Raw genomic sequence first — 19,070 nt, 5'->3', positions numbered from 1 at the left:
CCGGGCGGCGCGAACAGAGAGACGGCTTTCGGATCGAGAAAACGGACGCCATGAGGAGGCACCATGGGTTTGGGCCCGCGCTAGACGTTCAGACGTTTGATCACTGTGTTGACCGCAATGCGAAACACATGTTCGGCGGGAGACGGCTGGTTGTCGGGGCGCGCCATCAGCCCAACCGGCCCTTTGGTAAGCGATGTGTCAAACGGTAGCCTCACCAACGTGCCATCTGTGACCTCTTTGTCAATCACACCCGTCGAGATGATCCAGACCGCATCGTGGTCGCGCGCATAGTTGCGCCCGAACGCGCCGGATACGGTTTCAATCCGAGTTTCTAACTCGCCCACGCCATGCGCAATGAGAACACGTTCCACCAAGGGTCTGATTGCCGACGCTTCAGGCGGAAAAACAACGGGCCAATCGCTGATGCGCCGCATATCAGTGTTGCCTTCCATGGGATGACCTTTGCGGACGACAAATTCGACATATTCATCGTAAAGCTGGGTGAAGGAAACGCCCTTCATCATGTCGGGTTGCCCCAAGCGACCGATCACCAGATCAAGGCTGCCATGGCGCAGAAGATCGATTAGATATCCGTGTGGTCCGTCCACGATGTGCAACGTGATACCCGGAGCGAGGGCGGCAAATTCCTGTGCGACATCTGGCATAAGGCGGGCTGCGACACTGGGCAAGGCGCCGACCGAAAGGGTGACCTTGCCGTCTTTGCCAATCTGCTCAACGCCGTCCAACCCTTGTTGCAGCGCAGCGACGCTCATTTCAGAAAAATGCAGAAAGACTTCTCCCTGACGGGTCAGTGAAATGCCACCACGATTGCGCACCAAGAGCTCTGAGCCGATGATGTCTTCCAGTTCTTTGAGGGTCTTGGAGATAGACGGTTGCGTCAGAAAGAGATGCTCTGCCGCTCGCTTCATGCTCTTGTGGCGGACGATCTCAACAAAACACTGAATGTGACGGAACTTGATACGTCGATCAATCATCAGATGATTTCCAAAAACAGAAAGTTAAATGCAAAAATACTCATTTTACATCTAGGTTTCAATAATTCAAATTGCCGTCAGGAGGAATTTCCATGCGCACTCAAGTTTGTATCATCGGCGGCGGCCCGTCTGGCTTGCTTCTGTCTCAACTGCTGCATCGCAAGGGCATCGACACAATCGTTCTGGAGCGCAAGACACGGGACTACGTGCTTGGCCGCATCCGTGCAGGCATCCTTGAAGTTGGGTTTACCGACTTGATGCGAGAGGCAGGTGTCGGCGCGCGTATGGACGCCGAGGGATTCAAACACGACGGCACCGTCATTGCCTATGGAGAGGAAGAATTCGGTGTGTCCTTTCATGAACACACCGGCACCGATGTGTTGGTCTATGGGCAAACCGAATTGACCCGCGATCTGTATGATGCGCGTGAAGCCGAGGGTGGTAACCTTGTGTTCAACGTCGAGAATGTCGAAATTCACGATGCAAAAGGGGACGCGCCTTACGTAACTTATCAGGTGGATGGCGGCGAGCACCGCATTGATTGCGACTACGTGGCCGGGTGCGATGGGTTTCACGGTGTCAGTCGGCAGAGCATTCCTCTTACCGTGCGTCGCGAATATGAGAAGCTTTATCCGTTTGGCTGGCTTGGCGTGCTGTCGGAGACACCGCCAGTGCATGATGAGTTGATTTACGCCTGGTCTGAACGCGGATTTGCGCTTTGCTCGATGCGCAATGCCAACCTTAGCCGCTACTACATTCAATGCTCGCTGAGTGACGCGCCGGAGGACTGGAGCGACGAGGCATTCTGGAACGAATTGAAACGCCGGATACCGAGCCGCTATGCCGATGTGCTGGTCACGGGGCCTTCAATTGAAAAATCTATTGCGCCGCTGCGTAGTTTTGTGACCGAGCCCATGCGCTGGGGGCGCCTGTTCTTGTGTGGGGACGCGGCGCATATTGTCCCGCCGACAGGCGCCAAGGGTCTCAATACAGCGGCTTCTGATATCCACTATCTTTATCACGGCTTGACGCAGTTTTATCGGGACGGCGACAGCGCGGGACTTGATGCATATTCCGAAAAGGCACTTGCCCGTGTCTGGAAGGCAGAGCGGTTCAGCTGGACCACCACCAACCTATTGCACCGTTATCCGGATCAATCGGAATTTGATCTTAAGATGCAGCGCGCAGATATCGATTTTCTACGCAGCAATGACGCCGCGCAGAAGGTTTTTGCGGAAAACTATGTCGGGTTGCCGTACTGATGCGGATAATTTCGGCAAACGGTGTCGTGCATCATATGCGCGAGGAGGGCGACCCGGCGGGGCGGCCCATCGTTTTTGCCAACTCTCTGGGAACCGATTTGCGCCTTTGGGACAACGTTTTGCCGTTGCTGCCTGTTGGGATGCGGGTGATCCGGTTTGATATGCGCGGGCATGGTTTGTCCGACGTGCCCGCCGGACCTTATCAGATGGGCGATCTTGTTGACGACTCGGAAGCGTTGTTGGATGCGCTTGATGTTCGCGGCGCTTTGTTCGTGGGGCTTTCAATTGGTGGAATGATCGGAATGGGGCTTGCTGCACGTCGGCCCGACATCGTCGGAGCCCTTGTGTTGTCAAACACCGCTGCCGCGATGGGGACAGCGGATATGTGGCAAGCCCGGATTGATGCGGTCAAAACCAACGGGCTTGAGAGCATTGCAGACAGCGTCATGCAGCGCTGGTTCAGCCCCGCATTTGGGCGCACGCCTGAGCTTACTGCATGGCGCAATATGATGGTGCGCACAGCGCCGGAAGGCTACACCGGATGCTGCGCAGCAATCGCCCATGCAGATATGACAGCACAGGTCGCGTCGCTGACGCAACCTGTGCTGGGCATTGCTGGTGAGATGGACGGCGCCAGCCCGCCGGACTTGGTGGAAGATACTATTCGACGCATAAAACATGCACGGTTTGCGACCATCCCTGCCGTTGGCCATTTGCCTCATGCCGAAGCGCCTCAGGCCTTTGCGCATTTGATCACTGACTTTATTGAGGAGACCACCCATGTCTGACAGAATTGAAGCCGGAATGACTGTGCGCCGCAAGGTGTTGGGTGACGCTCATGTGGATCGCGCCGAAGCGGCCAAGACTGATTTTGACAAGCCGTTTCAGGAACTGATCACGCAAGGCGCTTGGGGCACAGTCTGGGCCAGTGACGGCATCAGCCTGCGGGAGCGATCGATGTTGACGCTTGCACTGTTGGCTGCGACCGGAAATTTTGAGGAAATCCCGATGCATATCCGCGCCACGGCCAATACCGGCGCGAGCAAGACGGATGTTCTGGAGGCCTTTCAACATGTTGCGATCTATTGTGGTGTGCCGCGGGCGAACCACGCAATCAAATTGGCCAAGCAGACTTATGATGAAATGGAATAATTGGATAACGCGCCCAACCCGAGGAGGAGAGCCAAGATGACGAAACCTGGCGAATTCTACCAGCGAGACCGCAATTGGCATCCGCCAGCTGTCACGCCAACTTACAAAACGTCGGTGGCCCGTTCGCCACAATACTCGATGATCAGCTTGGAGCAGTCTGCCAGCGAGATCACTGGCCCAAAGTTCGGCCACACCGACATCGATCCAATGGATCGGGATATGATCCACAATTATGCCGCAGCTGGCGAAAGTGCGATTGGCGAGCGGATTATCGTTCATGGTCGCGTGTTGGATGAAAACAGCCGCCCAGTGCCAAACACGCTGGTCGAAGCCTGGCAGGCCAACGCCGGCGGGCGATATCGTCACAAGAAAGATACTTATCTTGCGCCAATTGATCCGAACTTTGGCGGGTGCGGTCGCACGCTGACGGATGAGAACGGGTATTATTATTTCCGCACTGTGAAACCTGGTGCTTACCCGTGGCGCAACTGGGTCAACGACTGGCGTCCAGCGCATATCCACTTGTCGATTTTTGGCACCTCCTTCTCGCAGCGACTGATCACTCAGTGCTATTTTGAAGGTGATCCGCTGATTGCAAAATGCCCGATCGTGAACACCATCCCCGATCAGGCCGCGCGTGGACAGTTGATCGCGGCGTTGGATATGAACGCGACAATCCCGCTTGATACCATTGCCTACAAATTTGACATCGTACTGCGCGGACGCCGTTCGACGCTGTTTGAAAACCGGATGGAGGGGAACTGATCATGGTCCAGAAATTGGAGTACCTCAAGGAAACCCCGTCCCAAACCGCCGGCCCTTATGTGCACATCGGCCTCGCGCCCGGTGCCGCGGGATTTGACATTTACGAGAACGAGTTGGGCTGGGACATCGCTGGTGCCGACGCCAAAGGCGAACGTATCCGCGTTGAGGGTGTTGTCATCGACGGCACCGGCAGCCCGATCAAAGATGTGATGTTGGAAACTTGGCAAGCCAATGCCGACGGTGTTTATGCACATCCTGAACACGACGGCGAAGTCGAAGCCGGTTTTCGCGGGTGGGGGCGAGTCATTACCGACTTCGACAGTGGCGAATGGGGTTTTGATACGGTCAAGCCGGGCGCTGTCATGGGGCGCAACGGTCTGATGATGGCGCCACATATTACGCTCTGGATTGTGGCGCGTGGTATCAACATCGGACTGAACACGCGGGTGTATTTTGAGGATGAGGCCGAGGCAAACGCCGCCGATCCGGTGCTGAACATCATTGAATGGGAGCGCCGTCGCGCGACTTTGATTGCGAAACGTACTGAACGTGATGGGCAAGTTGTCTATCGTTTTGATATCAAGCTTCAAGGCGAAGACGAAACCGTGTTCTTTGACATCTGACACTTTTGAAGTGCCGCCCCTTTGGGCGGCACTCTCACCGGAGAAAAAGTATGAACAAACCTTGCATCCTGTGCTGCGCCATCACTGGTTCCGTGCCCACCAAAGCCGACAACCCAGCGGTGCCCACCACCATCAGCGAACAGATTGAAAGCAGCCATGCCGCGGTTGAGGCTGGTGCCTCGATCATCCACGCCCACGTGCGCAACGACGATGAGACACCGTCTTCAGATCCTGAGAAGTTCGCGCTTTTGAAAGAGGGCTTGGAGAAGCACTGTCCTGGCGTGATTATCCAGTTCTCGACTGGCGGACGATCCGGCGCGGGTAAGACTCGCGGTGGCATGCTGTCGCTGGCGCCCGACATGGCCTCGTTGTCAGTGGGTTCAAACAACTTTCCATCGCGTGTCTATGAGAACCCGCCGGACTTGGTTGACTGGCTGGCCAGCGAGATGCGCGCTCACAAAGTTATGCCGGAGGTCGAGGCTTTTGATCTCTCCCACATTTTGCAGGCGATCCGATTGCACGAAAACGACCGTCTTTACGGCAAGCTTTATGTGCAATTTGTTTTGGGCGTGAAAAATGCCATGCCGGTGGATCGGGCGGTTTTTGATTTCTACGTTCAACTGATGCGAGACCGCGCGCCTGATGGTGAATGGTGTGCCGCTGGCATCGGCGCTGGGCAGATGATCGTCAACGAATGGGCCATTGCGGCCGGTGGGCACACCCGCGCAGGGCTGGAAGACAATGTTCGGCTGGATCGCAACACACTTGCGCCGTCCAATGCGGCACTGATTGCTCGCGCTGCCGAGCTTTGTGAAAAGTATGAGCGTCCGGTTGCGACACCGGCGCAGGCGCGTGGCATTCTTGGTTTGCGCCCGGCTGCTTGATGCAGAGTTTGACGAACGGGTCACCGTTGGCCTCTATAGAGGCTGACGATCCCTCGAAATCAGTGACCGTAAAGGCATATCAATGAACCCGCTGACCCGTTCTGATCATCTGTTTGGCCTGTTGTTTTCCAATGCTGACCTTGAGGCTCTCTGGAGTTCGCAGCGGTTTGTTGACACGTTTTCGAAATTTGAGAGCGCACTTGCCGGCGCTCTTGGCGATGTTGGTGTTGTCTCGCGGGACGTTGCGGACACCGCAATGGCAGATATCGCCGCTTTCTCGCCGGATCTGGCTGCAATCCAGAAACAGGTGCCCGTAGACGGCGTGCCTGTGCCGGCTTTTGTGCGTCAGCTAAAAGCGCATGTCAGTGTTGAGGCTCTTCCGGCGATTCATATTGGTGCCACAAGCCAGGACCTACTGGATACCGCTATTTCGCTGATTTTGCGTGATGCCAATGCGATGCTTGAGGACGGCCTTAGGCATGTCTGCGAGGCCATAGAGGCCATGGACACACAATGGGGCGCAAGCACGATGATGGGACGGACTCGCATGCAAGCCGCCCTGCCAATCACTGTGCACGATCGCCTTGCTACGTGGGTGATGCCGATGCAATTCCATCTTGTCCATTTGGGTGAGCTGCGGTCGCGTGTGGAAATTTTGCAGTTTGGAGGCCCTGTCGGAAATCGTGCAGGGCTTGGCGAACACGGCAACGCTGTCGCAGCGGCTTTGGCGCGGCGTCTGGACCTGGCTGATCCGGGGCGGGCATGGCACGCAACGCGCGGCAATCTCGCAGACTACGCAAACTGGCTCTCGTCGGTGACCGCCAGTCTTGGAAAAATGGGGCAAGACTTGGCATTGATGGCGCAGCAAGGCATCGAAGAAGTGCGTTTCACAGGTGGCGGCACCAGTTCAGCGATGCCGCATAAACAAAACCCTGTTCTGGCGGAAACACTGGTGTCGCTGGCTCGTTTTAATGCGGCGCAACTGTCGTTGGTCCACGGCGCGATGATACATGAGCAAGAACGGTCTGGTATCGCATGGGCCACAGAGTGGATGACTTTGCCAGCTATGGTCACCACATCCGTGACCGCTTTGAGGCACGCGAACACGCTGCTGAATACCATCGAGAGCCTTGGAGCCGGTCCCGACTGACGCGGAGCCTTATTGGGTCACGATGCGACGAGGCAAGCTGAGAAACCGGTGAGGTGGGGTTCGTTTGCGCGGCCGGCACATAAACTATGGATGCCTAGCAAAAGCTTACTCAAAATCACTTTGAAAAGTGGAGGCGAGTACGAGAATCGAACTCGTGTACACGGATTTGCAATCCGGAAAACTTCGTTGATTTAAAAGGGAAAAATTGTAAACGGTTCCGGTTTGTTCACGGTGGAGTATCAAGGAGTTACGGGAAAGTTGTAAACGGTCTTCCGCGCTCAATTTGGCAAAGAAAAACCGCTGAGGGGGCGGCCACCCACCTCAACGGCATAGAAGAATATTTCCGTCCTCATCACTACGCGATTTTCGGTCTGACCTCAACCCAATTGGCGGTGCGATCATGAGCTGGCGCATCGCAAATGAATGCGCCGAGCGCCGCTTTGGCAGCGCCGCACGCAAGCAAATCATCATGTTCCTGGCGGACAAGGCGAGCGACGACGGCTCGGGCATCTGGTGCTCCAAGGGAACAATCCAGCGCCACACCGAACTAGGTGAAAGCACGGTGAAGCGCACCATCAACGATTTTCTACAAGAGGGCATTCTGATCCAAACTGGGCAACGGCGCTGCCAGAACGGATACACCGTCATTTATCGCATTGTTTTAGCCAAGCTATCTCAGCTGGAATCTACTGCGGAACCCGAGGTCGAGACGGGGTCCACAGTGGACCCCGTCCAGAGTGAACCGGGTAGGGGGTCCATGGTGGACGGGGTAGGGGGTCCACAGTGGACCCCAAACCATCCTAAAACCATCCATAAACCACCTACGCGCAGGCGCGAGGCGGCGGAGGAGGTAGAAGATTTTGAATCTGAGAAAATCCTCGCGGCCTATCCCGAGGACAGGATCCGAGATCGGCGGACCAGCCTTCGCCTCATCGCAGCAACTGTGAAGGCCGGAGTGAAGCCCGATGACCTGCTGCAGGCGGTCAAAGCTTATGCGAAGGAGAGCGAGGGCTACACGCGCAGCAAGGTCTGTTTCTCGGACAACTGGTTCAAGATGCGTCGATGGGAGAAGGGGCTTGCCCAGGTACAGGCTGACCGTGAGAAAGCCCGAGAGGCTGAAGCGAAGGGCCGCGCCAGCCTCGCTGAGTGGATCCAGGAGCGCCACCCTCTGTGCCGTCATATCACCAACCGGCAGATTGAGGACCTGGTCGCGTCAAAGATGGTGACGCCAGAGCAGGTGCGCGCAGCAGGATTGCAGGCATGACAGTTTTTGCGCCATGCGGGATCATACGACCTTCAGCATCCGCCTTGCAAAGAACACGGGTGCAATTTGAGATATGGAATTCGAAGGCGCATTCTTTTCGTCGTTGTCGCTGTTTCAGGGCAGTAGACGAGGAGAGAACGAGCCCTTGGAAGTCCTCGCTGTCTATTCTTGTTTGGGTTCGACGGGGCAGCGCAGGTTGCCATAGCCAAATCGTGATCGCGAATGTCGTGTTTCTTACTGCTGAACATAAGCAGGCAGCCGTGCAAGACGCGGTGTGGACACCGCTTCAACAGGAATATTCCCCTGCGCCAGCGCATTCCTCGCGAGCCAATTTTCCAGCTGACATCCCCTTGGTGCCCGCTTTGGCCATGTTCATCGAAACACTTCAAATGAGGATCAAGCAATGGCTACTCAAACTCTGAAACTGAACGTCAAATCTGGCGAAAAAGACGGCAAGAACTTCTGGGACCGCTGCGGCGTTCTGTTCGTCAGCACCGACGACAACGGCAACATCACCTCAATCAGCGTCAAGCACAGCATGTTCCCAGACGTCGAGATGGTCGCATTCCCACGCCGCGAAGACGATCCGGTCACCGAGTGACCGGTGCGCCGGGGCGGATTTCCCGCCCTGGCTTTCTGCAAAGGCGATAACGCTTAGCTGTAGTTCATCTTTCTCTTTAAATTTCATATAGATACCGACCAAAGTCAAGGTGCTTGAGTGTGGAAACTTCTACACCAATCCAGGCGTGTGTTGTGATTTGAATCTATGAGCCGGGCTTTAGCTCGATGGCAATAGGCGCTCTACCGTTTTCGGTTTTGAGACCAATTCACAACAGTGCTTCTGGTGAGCCAAGACCCACGCAATAGATCAGGGGGTGGTAGAGGTGACGTGCCGTGCCCGTTGGCGCAAATCTATGCGTCAATTTCTGAGATTCGTGCGTGATAGAAGTCTTGAAGTGCACAAATCCGATCCTGGTCTAACACCTCACCACTGACAATCTCGTGGAGTTGTTCTTCTACCGTTGCCTTGGTCGTCCATGGCGTAGATGGCTCGCTGGTCAGCCAGCGGTCCCGGATCGCAACGCTTGCTGCCGATCGGTAGTTCATGGATGCAAACTCTGGGGCATTGGAGAAGATAAGTCGCATACCCAGTTGCTTGAGCCGGATGTCGTCCAGTTGAGTGACAATTCGAGCGCGGTCACGCCAGTCGGCTGCGGTGAATTCTTCAAGGACCTGTTTGTCACCGGCGCTGTAGAATTCGTCATAGATCAACTGTTCGACGTATTGAGCGGGCTCCTTATCCGCATAGCGATTGGCCAATGCCTGCCCCACTCGTTTATGAAATTCAGGGTGCGCAGAAACCAACTGGGCGAGAGAACTATGCGAAGCGCTGGGGCTGGCTACTGGAAAAACGTTCGGGACTTTGTTTATTGCAATCGTCCGTATCCGCTTGGGTGAGGCAGCAACCGCTTTGGCAAGATCTTGATCGTTGGCATCGATGATAGAGGCATCGCAGAGGTCTAGGTCGAGGAAAGCCACAGAGTTCCTGTTCTGCGGGTTTGTGCCTGCGTAAGCACCGAAATAGGATCGTGGTGGTGCCGCGCCAAATCGTTCGATCAGGCGCACGGGATGCCCGCTCTTTAGCAATCGATCAACTTGGTGTTTGTCGCGGTTCAACAAGCATTGATCCCAAACCGCAGGCGCGCGCTTGCGAATGAGTGATGCCATATGGATCGTTGCCTCTACGTCGCCGAGGGCATCGTGGGCGTCATGATTGGCAAAGCCGTTGGAAGGGGCGAGACGGTCCAGTTTGAAACTCTCGCGGCCAAGATCATCTATTGGCCATTCGAGGGCGTCTGGCACGCGCTCCCGGACAGCGTAGATCACTTTCATGAGGTCTAGCCGGTCATTGTTGTCAAACTGGGTTTGATACAAGTTGGAATGAAGATTTTGATAGAATGACTGCCTGAGAAACTCTTCGTCAAAGGCAAGTGTATTGTATCCGGTCCATGTCGCCGGAGCCCAGCGTTTGATCAGGTCGCTAATCTGATGCGAAAACTCGAACCAGGATGGAAGAGCAGGGTCCATCAGCTGATCTGGCGAGACACCTGTCACAGCAAGTGCCCATGGTGCTGGAAGTATGTGCGGCGCGAGCCTGCAGCGAATGTCCACGCTTTCGACCTGGTTAAGGTCGTCGTCCGTCAAGATCGCCGCAAACTGTAGGGGCTGGTCGAAGGCGGGTGATGTCCCAGTGGTTTCAAGATCGTAAAATGCGAACATGCGTGACTACTACCTGCCTTCTTCCGCTAAAGTCCAATTCCGACCGGCCGTAGCGACGATAGCCTAAGGATGCTTCATCTAGCTGGGAATTCTCACACCAGCCTTGAGGAGGGTCTGAGCAAACTCCCGAAAACTCGGTCCTTCATTGCTGAAATTGAGAGTATTCAAGTCTAAGACTTCCTGATCAAATGCTTTCTGTGCCACTCGTCGAGGATCGGTCTCTATCATGTAGCGGGATTTTAGGTACAGAAGTCGGACGTCATTATCTGCTGAATGGTCGATGATAGAAACATCGAAGGTGTCGAACTCGACTTTCACCCGGGTCATCAAACGCGGCAGAAAAGATGTCTCAAAATCGGCATAGGTTAAGGCAGTCAGCTTGCGGCTATATATGTGTATTCTCAGTAGGTTTGTTTCGGACAGGTCACCAGACAGTCTTTCAGCGAGTGCCACATACCCTCGAAGCCTGACGGACAAATCTTGGAGCCTATGAGCGGGAAATTGGAATTTTCCGTGTTCTAAATGTCCGATCCTAGAAGCGGCTGCCGTGGCGGCATCTTCTAAGAGAAGGTCTTGGTTGCCGATTGAATAGAGGAGCGCTTGTCCAGCTTCCTGTGCTCTCTTGTGACTGCCAAAGAAAGCCCGAATGTCGCGCCTCAGTTCAGGTGGAAATGAGCCATACGATTTTCTTTGCGAGAATGCGTGCATTGCAAAGTGGAGGCTTAGATCTTCAGTTCTCGCGGCGACAATTTCTTCAAGTTCTTCATGACCTATGTCTGCAATTGCTCGACTTGCCGCATACTGAAGGCCTTGTTTTGAACGTGAAAGCCTCGTCACAAGACTTTTTGGAAGTTCTGAAATGTCGGGCTGACGGCCATAGGCCCTGATCTCAGCGGCCAGGTCTTGGATGGTTGTTTTGCTGAGCTTTTCGGTGGATTCATCTGGGGTATTTTTTTGCGGTGCACTTGGTTTTGGAACGGCGCGATATTCCCGCCCCCTGAAGCCAATTTGACGCCTTAGCAGATATCTTTGCTCTTCTAACTCGTCCCGAAATACCAAAAATATACCTTGGCCTACGGCTAAGGGCTCGACATTCAAAACGCTGCTGATGAAGTCTCTGAGTTCGGCCTGGGTATAGTACTTTTGGAATGTCTTTCGGGACGTCAAGTATCCGTCTCGGTAGGGCCGTGCGCCACTCAGGTCAGCCTTGCCGTACAGCATGACGGATACGGCCAGGCAAACCTCCGTTAGGCTGAAGGCGCGTTTAAGTGCCTCCGCCCGTTCTTCAGGATCTTCGATAACGTTGAGGACAAATCCAAGATTGGTGACTTGGCTCTTTTTCAGAGTACTGGGATCTGGTTGATAATGTGGATCCCACCCTTCGACGGAATAGCCATCAGACTGTAGGGCTCGGATGTCATCACCTTGACCGCATCCATAGTCCAAAACGGTCCTATCGCGACGGATCAGACCACTTGTAAACAGCAGGTACATTGGCGCTGAGAGCGCGGCTCGCGTGATCGCTGTTTTGTGTCGCTCAACCTTATTCTTCTCTAAGCCATTCATGTCATCGGTTGAAGCCTTGGGGGACTCTTCTGAGTCTAAACCACTCTTCACGATGTTTGGACCTTCGACCGTCAATCCGGCTTCAGCCAGTGTCTCCATCCAAATCCGCCGCGTTCCCTTGTTTGCCATGTTCTTAAAAAGCCCCTTGCTCTCTAAGGACAGCGTCAGCTTGGCAAAGTCATCTCTTAGAGGATGATCCGGGGCTAGGAGTAGTTCCTTTCTGTGGAGAATGGGTGGGTTTGCGTCAGAGTATTTTCTCAGTTTTGCGCCTGCTTCTGAGAGGTTGACGAGTAGGCTTGCCCGCAGCTCTGGAAAAGCCACGGCGCTGAAGTCTTGATAGTCCAAAAATGAGAAGGTCTGATCGTCTTGCCCCGAGATCTTCAACACCGACCATTGGAAGTCTTCCGGAACCCTTTGCAGTGCAAGGCTCAGTTTATCCTTTGCGCTCGTCTGAAGATGATCAACCGCGCTTCGGTGCACATAAATCGCTTGGCCGACCTTTTTACCAACCGCATTTTTGAGAGATTTTTTGATTTGCAAGTTTCACCCCTCGGGTTTGGGTCTTTCTAAAGGCTCTTTTGAAACATCCTACCTGACCGAAGGGCGATCGATCTAGAGTACCGCTATAATGGCGTCGGCGGCTTCTAGAACTTCATCCGATGTATTGGTGTGCCCAAAGCTAAAGCGTATGGAGGCTTTCGCGTCATCCGATGTAAGCCCGATTGCACTTAGGACGTAGCTTGGTTCCGTAATTCCCGAAGAGCAGGCAGAACCTGTCGAAGCCGACACGATGGGTTGTAATCTTTGGAGCATTTCATCGGCATCGTATCCTTCGAACCGTAGATTCGCATTGCCAGGATGACGGGAGGCGAGCTTATCGCCATTTAATCTTATATGGTCGCGGTTCGATTGCAGTTTGTTTACGAAGAGGTCTCTTAGACTTGCGACACGCGCTCTCATGGCTGTTCCAGCCTCAGAGGAATGGAACTCCGCAGCTGAACCAATGCCAACACACAAAGGGAGGGGCAATGTACCGGACCGAATTCCACCCTCTTGCCCACCTCCGTGAAACAGAGGTTCAATCCGGTCTTTCAACTCACGACTCACATAGAGCGCGCCAACACCCATGGGCCCACCAAATTTATGCCCCGACAGACTAACCATGTCAGCCAAATCCGCATATTCTAGAAGGTCGACTGCGCTTGGAGCCTGCGCGAAGTCGGAGTGGAGGATTGCGCCCGTATCGCGGCAAAGTGCTGATATTGAGGCAAGATCTTGGATGGTTCCGATCTCATTGTTGACCAATCCTACGCTTACCAACAAGACATCCTCGCTTAGCATGTCTCGAAGTTTGTCGAGGTCAACGTGGCCTTTTCCGTTGACCGGAATCTCTCGAACCATACATCCTTTTGTCTGTGCAACAAAAGCGGCACTTTCCAATACGCACTTATGTTCCGTCGCCGAAACAAGGATTGTCGTGCGCTGACTTTGCGTTTGCTTCGGAGTGCTCAGTCCCTTGATGGCAAGATTATTCGCCTCTGTAGCACCGGATGTAAAAATAATCTCATCCGGATCGGCTCCAATATAGTTGGCCACTTTGGTCCTCGATGATTCAGTAGCCTTGTTAGCAGACCACCCTGTTGAGTGCTCTGAGGAGTGCGGATTACCATGGAAATCCGTCCAAAACGGCTGCATTGCGGCCCGAACTGTTGGCAGGATCGGGGTGCTTGCTTGATGATCAAGGTATATGGTCAAAGGGCTTTTCCTACCAAATAGGAGGTCATCTGTAGACCAAGCTTGATCCTGGGGTCAAGCACCAGGACGTCGTTGACCATCCCCTTGGAAGATCGCTATAACGGGCCCGAAGCGGGGTAGCAGCAATATGAAAAAACAAACAACATTTACACAGGATTACAAGCCGCAGTTCTCCGGCCACGAAACCTTTCCGTTGCGCTACGGGTGGTTGGAGAAAGCTTTTGAAGCTGTTGATTCTAGTGGTCTGAATAACAATAAGATTTTCTCAGAGAGTGCGGCAATTGCGCATTTTGGCGTCGGCAAAAACATGGTGGCGGCAATTCGATTTTGGGCGCAGGTCGCAGGCATTCTCACAACGGATGGGAAGGATGTTAGAACGACCGATTTTGGTCAGCTGTTACTTGGGCCCAATGGTCGCGATCCATACCTTGAAAGCGCCTCGTCTCTTTGGAAAATCCACTGGGATATTGCCTCTAATCCAAAGCATACAGCCACCTACTGGTTGTTCAATGTTTTCAATGAGCCAAACTTTGACCGCGATACGGTTCTGCGAAGATTGATAGAATTTATTGAACAGCGTGGATGGAAGGTGCCAACGGAAAAGACGTTGTCAAACGATATAAGCGTCTTGTTGGCTAACTACGTCCCTAGCGTCCCAAAGCGGGGCCCAAACGAAGAGGCATTCAATTCTCCGCTGACCGAGCTGGGTTTGATCCGGCGGCGGTCCAGTGGAAAGTTCGGAATGAACTTGGGGCGAAAACCGAGCCTGTCTAACGGCGTTTTCCTCTATGCGGTGTGCGATTTTTGGGAGCGCACGTCTTCCGCAAACACGCTTAGCGTTCAGTCAATGTTACTAGAGCCTGGGTCTCCTGGAAGGGTTTTCGTACTTGAGGAGTGGGAGCTGATAGATCGGTTGGCCGATGTTGCTGACATGACTGACGGTTTGATTTCCTGGTCTGAGACGGCTGGATTGAAGCAGCTTCTTAGACATGGGGAGTTTCCCCAAGACTTTGCAGAGAACCTTTGGTCCTCCGACACTGCCGTCTTGAGAGGGTCACATGCCGCTTAACGAAATTGTCTCGGTGAATGGGCGCTTTCTGCGATCTGTTCGAATTGATCAAGATGACCGCAATGAAGCCCTAGAGGGCTTTGTCTTCTCATCATCTGTACGGGAAATCCTCAGTAACTTTTCACACCAACAATTTGAGAGCGGGCAAGGTGCCTTCACTTGGACTGGTCCGTATGGAAGTGGGAAGTCGAGCCTCGCACTCGCTCTCTCCGCGTTGTTGAGTGGGGGTAAGCAAGAACGGGCGACGGCCGCGAGCAAGACTGATCCAGAGTTTGCAAAGGAACTATGGAGGTTACTTCCTCCGAGGCGTGATGGCTGGAAATGTGTGTCCGTCGTGGGGCGCAGCATGGAACCTTTTCAGCTGATCGGTGATGGGATCAAGGATGCGAGACTTGCAGCGCGCCAAAGGAAGTTTGATACGCCTGAAAAGGTCATTGAGTACTTGCAGTATTTGGCCTCCGAGGACAGTGAACACTCTGGAGGGTTAGTCCTCTTTTTGGATGAAATGGGGAAGCTGCTCGAGCATGCCGCAACCTCATCAGGAGATGCCTATTTTTTCCAACTACTTGGTGAAGCAGCTTCGAGAAGCGGCGGCCGCCTCATCGTTGTGGGTATCCTTCATCAGTCATTCCAAGAATATGCGAGCCGCTTGGCACGCGATATCAAAGATGAGTGGGGAAAGATCCAAGGTCGCTTCATCGACATTCCCGTCAACGTATCTGGCGATGAGCAGATTGAACTGGTTAGCAAGGCGATTATTGCTGCAGATCAGCCGGATAGCGCTAGGCAGAACGCAGAAGCTGCTGTGGAACTCCTTGCCGACGCTCGACGCGGCGCGTCCGCCGTTTCGAAAGAGTTGCTTACCAGCGCTTGGCCCCTCAATCCGCTTGTTACATTGGTGCTCGGGCCTGCATCTCGACGTAGTTATGGGCAAAACCAGCGTAGCATCTTCAGTTTCTTAGGGTCCTCCGAGCTGTTTGGCTTTCAGGACTACCTTGAGAAGGCGAGCAAAGACGATCCGAAAGACTACGGATTGGCTGATTTTTGGGATTATCTCGATTTCAATCTGCAAGCTGCAATCGCCGTGTCTTTGGACAGCCACCACTTTGCAAATGCGAGGGATGCAATTGCGCGGTGGGAAGCGAAAGATGGCGGTGAGATCGGTGTGCAACTTCTGAAGTCGCTAGCCATTTTAGAGCTGACGCAAAAGCAAACTGGGGTAGGTGCGACACTAGACGCACTTCGCCTTTCAATGAACCAAACAAGCGCCGCGGTAGAGGAGCTTTTGTCAGAACTTGAGGCGGCGTCGATTGTTGTTTTTCGAAAGTTCAGAGGCACTTACTCTCTCTTTGACGGGAGCGACTTCGACATAGAAGTGGCGCTCGATGAGGCATTGAGGGAAAGATCAGACTTCGATCTCAGCTCAATCTCAAACGCGTTGTCTTCACCAAATATCGTGGCGAAACGGCACTACCGCGAAACTGGTGCTCTGCGCTGGTGCGAACTCAAGGTATTGCTTGAAAGCCAGGTAGAAAACTATGCTACCAGCTTCGCACCTACAAATGGATGCTTTGGCGCATTTATCATTTCACTGGACGATGCGACGCCAAGCATTGTTGAGGATTTTAGTGAGTATGGGTGGGGAGCTGACTTCGCGGTTGTAAGGTCTGAAAAATCGAAGAACCTTGTGGCACTTGCACGAGAGCACTCCGCTTTGAAGGATATCTTGGCATCGAATGCTGAGATCCACCGAGACAAAATTGCGCGCAGAGAGCTTAACGATCGTATCGAGGCGATTGGAGGCCGGATTGAGCATGAGGTCTGGCAATTAATCGCAAGCGCAGAATGGCAAACTGGAATTGTTGATCTTCCAATTTCCGTGCGCCGGAACCTCACAGTTTTGGCCTCAGAAATGGCAGACCGTCGGTTTTCGCAGTCGCCCAAACTAAACAACGAACTGCTTAACCGCACCAAGCCATCGGCATCGGCCAATTCAGCGCTCAAGCTGTTACTGCATGCTGCCGTCCTTAAAGAAGGTATTCCTGGGCTTGGGTTTAAGAAGTTCCCAGCGGAAAAAGCTCTGTTCGTATCGCTCGTTGAGGCCAATGGATTGTACCTAGAAGAGGGCAACGAATGGAAGTTTGTGCCACCATCCGGAGAAGATGTCGCAAATCTGTTGCCCATTTGGAAAGCAACGAAAGACTACTTGAAGGAGCGCGGTAACCGCAACGTACAACTTACCGATGTTTATGACCTATGGCGGGCACCTCCTTTTGGGTTGAAGGACGGTTTGATGCCATTCCTTGCTGTGCTGTTCATGCTAGCTGAACGCCGGAACCTGTCACACTATCGGGAAGGTATTTTTCTATCGACTATTTCGGATGTCGACGTGGACTATGTTCTGAGAGCCCCGCAAATGGTCCAGCTGCGCTGGATTGAAATGAACCGAACGACTAAGAGGCTGCTTACTGAGCTGGCAAACGCGGTCGGTGAAGTTGTAGACAAACCAATCTCAACCTTAAGTCCGCTAGAAGTTGGGCGCGCGCTCATCGCAGCTTACGAGACTTCAGCACCTTGGGTTCAACGAACCGCACGTCTTCCTGAGCACGCAAAAAAAGTCAGAGCGCTCTTTAAGCGTTCTAATGACCCACAAAAATTCGCATTTGATGACATTCCTGGCCTCTACGGACAGGACATCGACATTCTCACAGATCAAGGAATCTCTGAGATCGCTCAAAACATCAAAGAAGGGCTCATCGAAATCCGTGCGGCTTACCCCGCGATGCTCACAAGAATGCGCGAACACATTCTGAATGAGTTACAAGTTCACGGGCGCACTGCGAAAGCGTACCGAGAGCTGAATGAGCGCGCCAAGAATATCCGAGATGTTGCAGGTGACTTGCGGCTTCGATCTTTCATCACCCAGCTCACAAGCTTCGGAGATGACCTACAGTCGATGGAGGCACTTGCGGGGCTAGGTATCAACAAACCCGCCAAAGCATGGATTGATAGCGACATTGACCGAGCAGTTGTTCAACTCACCTTGCTTGCGCAGCAGTTCAATCAACACGAGTCTGTAGCGCGTGTGGCTGGGCGGAAAGACAAGCGCTCTGCAATGGCGTTGATTGTCAGCGTTGATGATCGGCCCACGCCTGTGATGGAGGAATTTGATGTTTTGGACTCCGACAATGAACAGGTGAACAACCTTAGTAGGAAGATTGAAGAAGTGTTGCAGCAAGCTGCGGAAGGCACCGGTAGAAACGTAATCCTTGCTGCATTGGCCAAAGTCGGGGCAGCGAGGATCAAACAATCAGACGCGAGTGAGGAAGTAGATGGCTGACAAAGTTAAACATGTCCTAGGCTTGTCTGGGGGCAAAGATAGTTCAGCCCTTGCGATCTATATGAGCCAGGCTCACCCCGAACTCGATATTGAGTATTTCTTCACTGACACTGGCGAAGAACTAGACGAGGTTTATGAGTATTTAGCTATGCTCGAGGGTTTCCTTGGTAAGAAGATCCGGTACTTGGATCCGGGGCGAGATTTTAAGTTCTACCTTGCCCAGTATAATCAATTCCTTCCGTCAGCTCAGACGCGTTGGTGTACGAAGGACCTAAAGATCAAGCCTTTTGAAAAGTGGGTCAAATCCGAATTTACCGAGCAGGGATATACTGTCTATAGTTATGTCGCGATCCGGGCTGACGAAGATTTTCGCCAAGGCCTGAACTCGAAAAATGGCAGTCTGATTACCAAGCTGCCGTTCAAAGATGATGGGATCGACAAGACTGGCGTTTTTGAAATTCTTGAGAACTCGGGGCTCGGCCTTCCATCTTACTATGATTGGCGTTCCAGAAGTGGCTGCACGTTTTGTTTCTTTCAGCAAAAGATTGAGTGGGTTGGTCTAAAGGAGCGTCACCCTGAAGCCTTCGAGAGGGCCAAGCAAATGGAGAAAACCTCTCTTGATCACGGATCCCCGTTTTCGTGGAGTGAAGGTGAGACACTGCTTGAGCTGGAAAAGCCAGAACGCATTGCTCAAATTCGCGCGGATCATGAAAAGCGTGTCGAACGGGCTAAGGCGAAGAGAAAGGTTGATCCTTTACGGCCGGAGCAAGGCGCTGTTGATCTAGATGAAATTTATGGCCAGCAAAAGGTTTGTTTGGCCTGCCATAAATGAGCGGCTTCCAAAAAATAAAGAGACTGGTTCAGAATTGGAAACGGTGAAAATTTACCCAAAATCAAAGATCTAGGGCTGGTCTCTTCTAGAGAAATCTAGCACGATCAGGAACGAAAAATTTTGGAGGACCAAT

At 53.2% G+C, this 19,070-nt stretch carries 16 protein-coding genes; 12 read left to right on the top strand and 4 right to left on the bottom strand.

Annotated elements, in window-relative coordinates; genetic code table 11:
- Nucleotides 1-80: 80 nt before the first annotated feature.
- Nucleotides 81-995: a pca operon transcription factor PcaQ gene (gene pcaQ / locus PG871_RS17220; protein ID WP_270731565.1), complete on the bottom strand. Its 915-nt coding sequence runs from the start codon at nucleotides 993-995 to the stop codon at nucleotides 81-83.
- A 92-nt stretch (nucleotides 996-1,087) separates the two neighbouring features.
- Between pcaQ and pobA the strand changes: the two genes are divergently transcribed.
- The 9 genes from pobA to PG871_RS17175 all read left to right on the top strand — a co-directional run bounded on the left by pobA (nucleotide 1,088) and on the right by PG871_RS17175 (nucleotide 8,696).
- A complete protein-coding gene (gene pobA, locus PG871_RS17215) occupies nucleotides 1,088-2,257 on the top strand; it encodes a 4-hydroxybenzoate 3-monooxygenase (RefSeq protein WP_270731562.1) in 1,170 nt (389 codons plus the stop codon).
- Nucleotides 2,257-3,045 carry a 3-oxoadipate enol-lactonase gene (pcaD, locus tag PG871_RS17210; protein WP_270731560.1) on the top strand — a complete coding sequence of 263 codons (789 nt, stop codon included), beginning with the start codon at nucleotides 2,257-2,259 and terminating at the stop codon, nucleotides 3,043-3,045. Before pobA ends, pcaD begins: the two co-directional genes overlap by 1 nt.
- Nucleotides 3,038-3,409, top strand: coding sequence for a 4-carboxymuconolactone decarboxylase (gene pcaC, locus PG871_RS17205; RefSeq protein WP_270731558.1), 372 nt, complete (start codon nucleotides 3,038-3,040; stop codon nucleotides 3,407-3,409). The genes pcaD and pcaC overlap by 8 nt, the downstream gene beginning before the upstream one ends.
- Before the next feature lie 36 nt (nucleotides 3,410-3,445).
- Entirely contained in the window at nucleotides 3,446-4,174 is a 729-nt protein-coding gene (gene pcaH, locus PG871_RS17200) for a protocatechuate 3,4-dioxygenase subunit beta (RefSeq protein ID WP_270731556.1), read from the top strand.
- A gap of 2 nt (nucleotides 4,175-4,176) precedes the next feature.
- Nucleotides 4,177-4,797 (top strand): protocatechuate 3,4-dioxygenase subunit alpha, encoded by a 621-nt coding sequence (pcaG, locus tag PG871_RS17195; RefSeq protein ID WP_270731553.1) that lies wholly within the window; start codon nucleotides 4,177-4,179, stop codon nucleotides 4,795-4,797.
- Between the two features lie 50 nt (nucleotides 4,798-4,847).
- Nucleotides 4,848-5,681 (top strand): 3-keto-5-aminohexanoate cleavage protein, encoded by an 834-nt coding sequence (locus tag PG871_RS17190; RefSeq protein WP_270731550.1) that lies wholly within the window; start codon nucleotides 4,848-4,850, stop codon nucleotides 5,679-5,681.
- Nucleotides 5,682-5,763: 82 nt separating this feature from the next.
- Nucleotides 5,764-6,831 carry a 3-carboxy-cis,cis-muconate cycloisomerase gene (locus PG871_RS17185; protein ID WP_270731548.1) on the top strand — a complete coding sequence of 356 codons (1,068 nt, stop codon included), beginning with the start codon at nucleotides 5,764-5,766 and terminating at the stop codon, nucleotides 6,829-6,831.
- 400 nt (nucleotides 6,832-7,231) lie between these two features.
- A complete protein-coding gene (locus PG871_RS17180; protein WP_270731545.1) occupies nucleotides 7,232-8,095 on the top strand; it encodes a hypothetical protein in 864 nt (287 codons plus the stop codon).
- Between the two features lie 403 nt (nucleotides 8,096-8,498).
- Nucleotides 8,499-8,696: a hypothetical protein gene (locus PG871_RS17175; RefSeq protein ID WP_270731543.1), complete on the top strand. Its 198-nt coding sequence runs from the start codon at nucleotides 8,499-8,501 to the stop codon at nucleotides 8,694-8,696.
- Nucleotides 8,697-9,007: 311 nt separating this feature from the next.
- Here PG871_RS17175 and PG871_RS17170 read toward each other — a convergent pair whose 3' ends face one another.
- The 3 genes from PG871_RS17170 to PG871_RS17160 form a co-directional block, all read right to left on the bottom strand.
- Nucleotides 9,008-10,375 carry an exonuclease domain-containing protein gene (locus PG871_RS17170; RefSeq protein WP_270731540.1) on the bottom strand — a complete coding sequence of 456 codons (1,368 nt, stop codon included), beginning with the start codon at nucleotides 10,373-10,375 and terminating at the stop codon, nucleotides 9,008-9,010.
- Nucleotides 10,376-10,453: 78 nt separating this feature from the next.
- The gene (locus tag PG871_RS17165; RefSeq protein ID WP_270731538.1) at nucleotides 10,454-12,481 is read right to left on the bottom strand and encodes a DNA phosphorothioation-associated putative methyltransferase; all 2,028 of its coding nucleotides are present in this window, start codon (nucleotides 12,479-12,481) and stop codon (nucleotides 10,454-10,456) included.
- Between the two features lie 72 nt (nucleotides 12,482-12,553).
- Entirely contained in the window at nucleotides 12,554-13,696 is a 1,143-nt protein-coding gene (locus PG871_RS17160) for a cysteine desulfurase family protein (RefSeq protein ID WP_270731536.1), read from the bottom strand.
- 127 nt (nucleotides 13,697-13,823) lie between these two features.
- Between PG871_RS17160 and PG871_RS17155 the strand changes: the two genes are divergently transcribed.
- The 3 genes from PG871_RS17155 to PG871_RS17145 are packed head-to-tail and all read left to right on the top strand — an operon-like array spanning nucleotide 13,824 to nucleotide 18,937.
- Nucleotides 13,824-14,765, top strand: a complete 942-nt coding sequence (locus PG871_RS17155; protein ID WP_270731535.1) for a DUF4007 family protein — start codon at nucleotides 13,824-13,826, stop codon at nucleotides 14,763-14,765.
- The gene (locus PG871_RS17150; RefSeq protein WP_270731533.1) at nucleotides 14,755-18,105 is read left to right on the top strand and encodes a hypothetical protein; all 3,351 of its coding nucleotides are present in this window, start codon (nucleotides 14,755-14,757) and stop codon (nucleotides 18,103-18,105) included. Before PG871_RS17155 ends, PG871_RS17150 begins: the two co-directional genes overlap by 11 nt.
- Nucleotides 18,098-18,937 (top strand): phosphoadenosine phosphosulfate reductase family protein, encoded by an 840-nt coding sequence (locus PG871_RS17145; RefSeq protein ID WP_270731530.1) that lies wholly within the window; start codon nucleotides 18,098-18,100, stop codon nucleotides 18,935-18,937. The genes PG871_RS17150 and PG871_RS17145 overlap by 8 nt, the downstream gene beginning before the upstream one ends.
- The last annotated feature ends 133 nt before the right edge of the window (nucleotides 18,938-19,070 follow it).

Origin of the sequence: Shimia sp. Alg240-R146 (assembly GCF_947331465.1) — a bacterium.
Lineage (GTDB): Bacteria > Pseudomonadota > Alphaproteobacteria > Rhodobacterales > Rhodobacteraceae > Shimia.
Note: the sequence above shows the minus strand (reverse complement) of the source record. Positions and strands in the feature narration are given on the sequence as shown.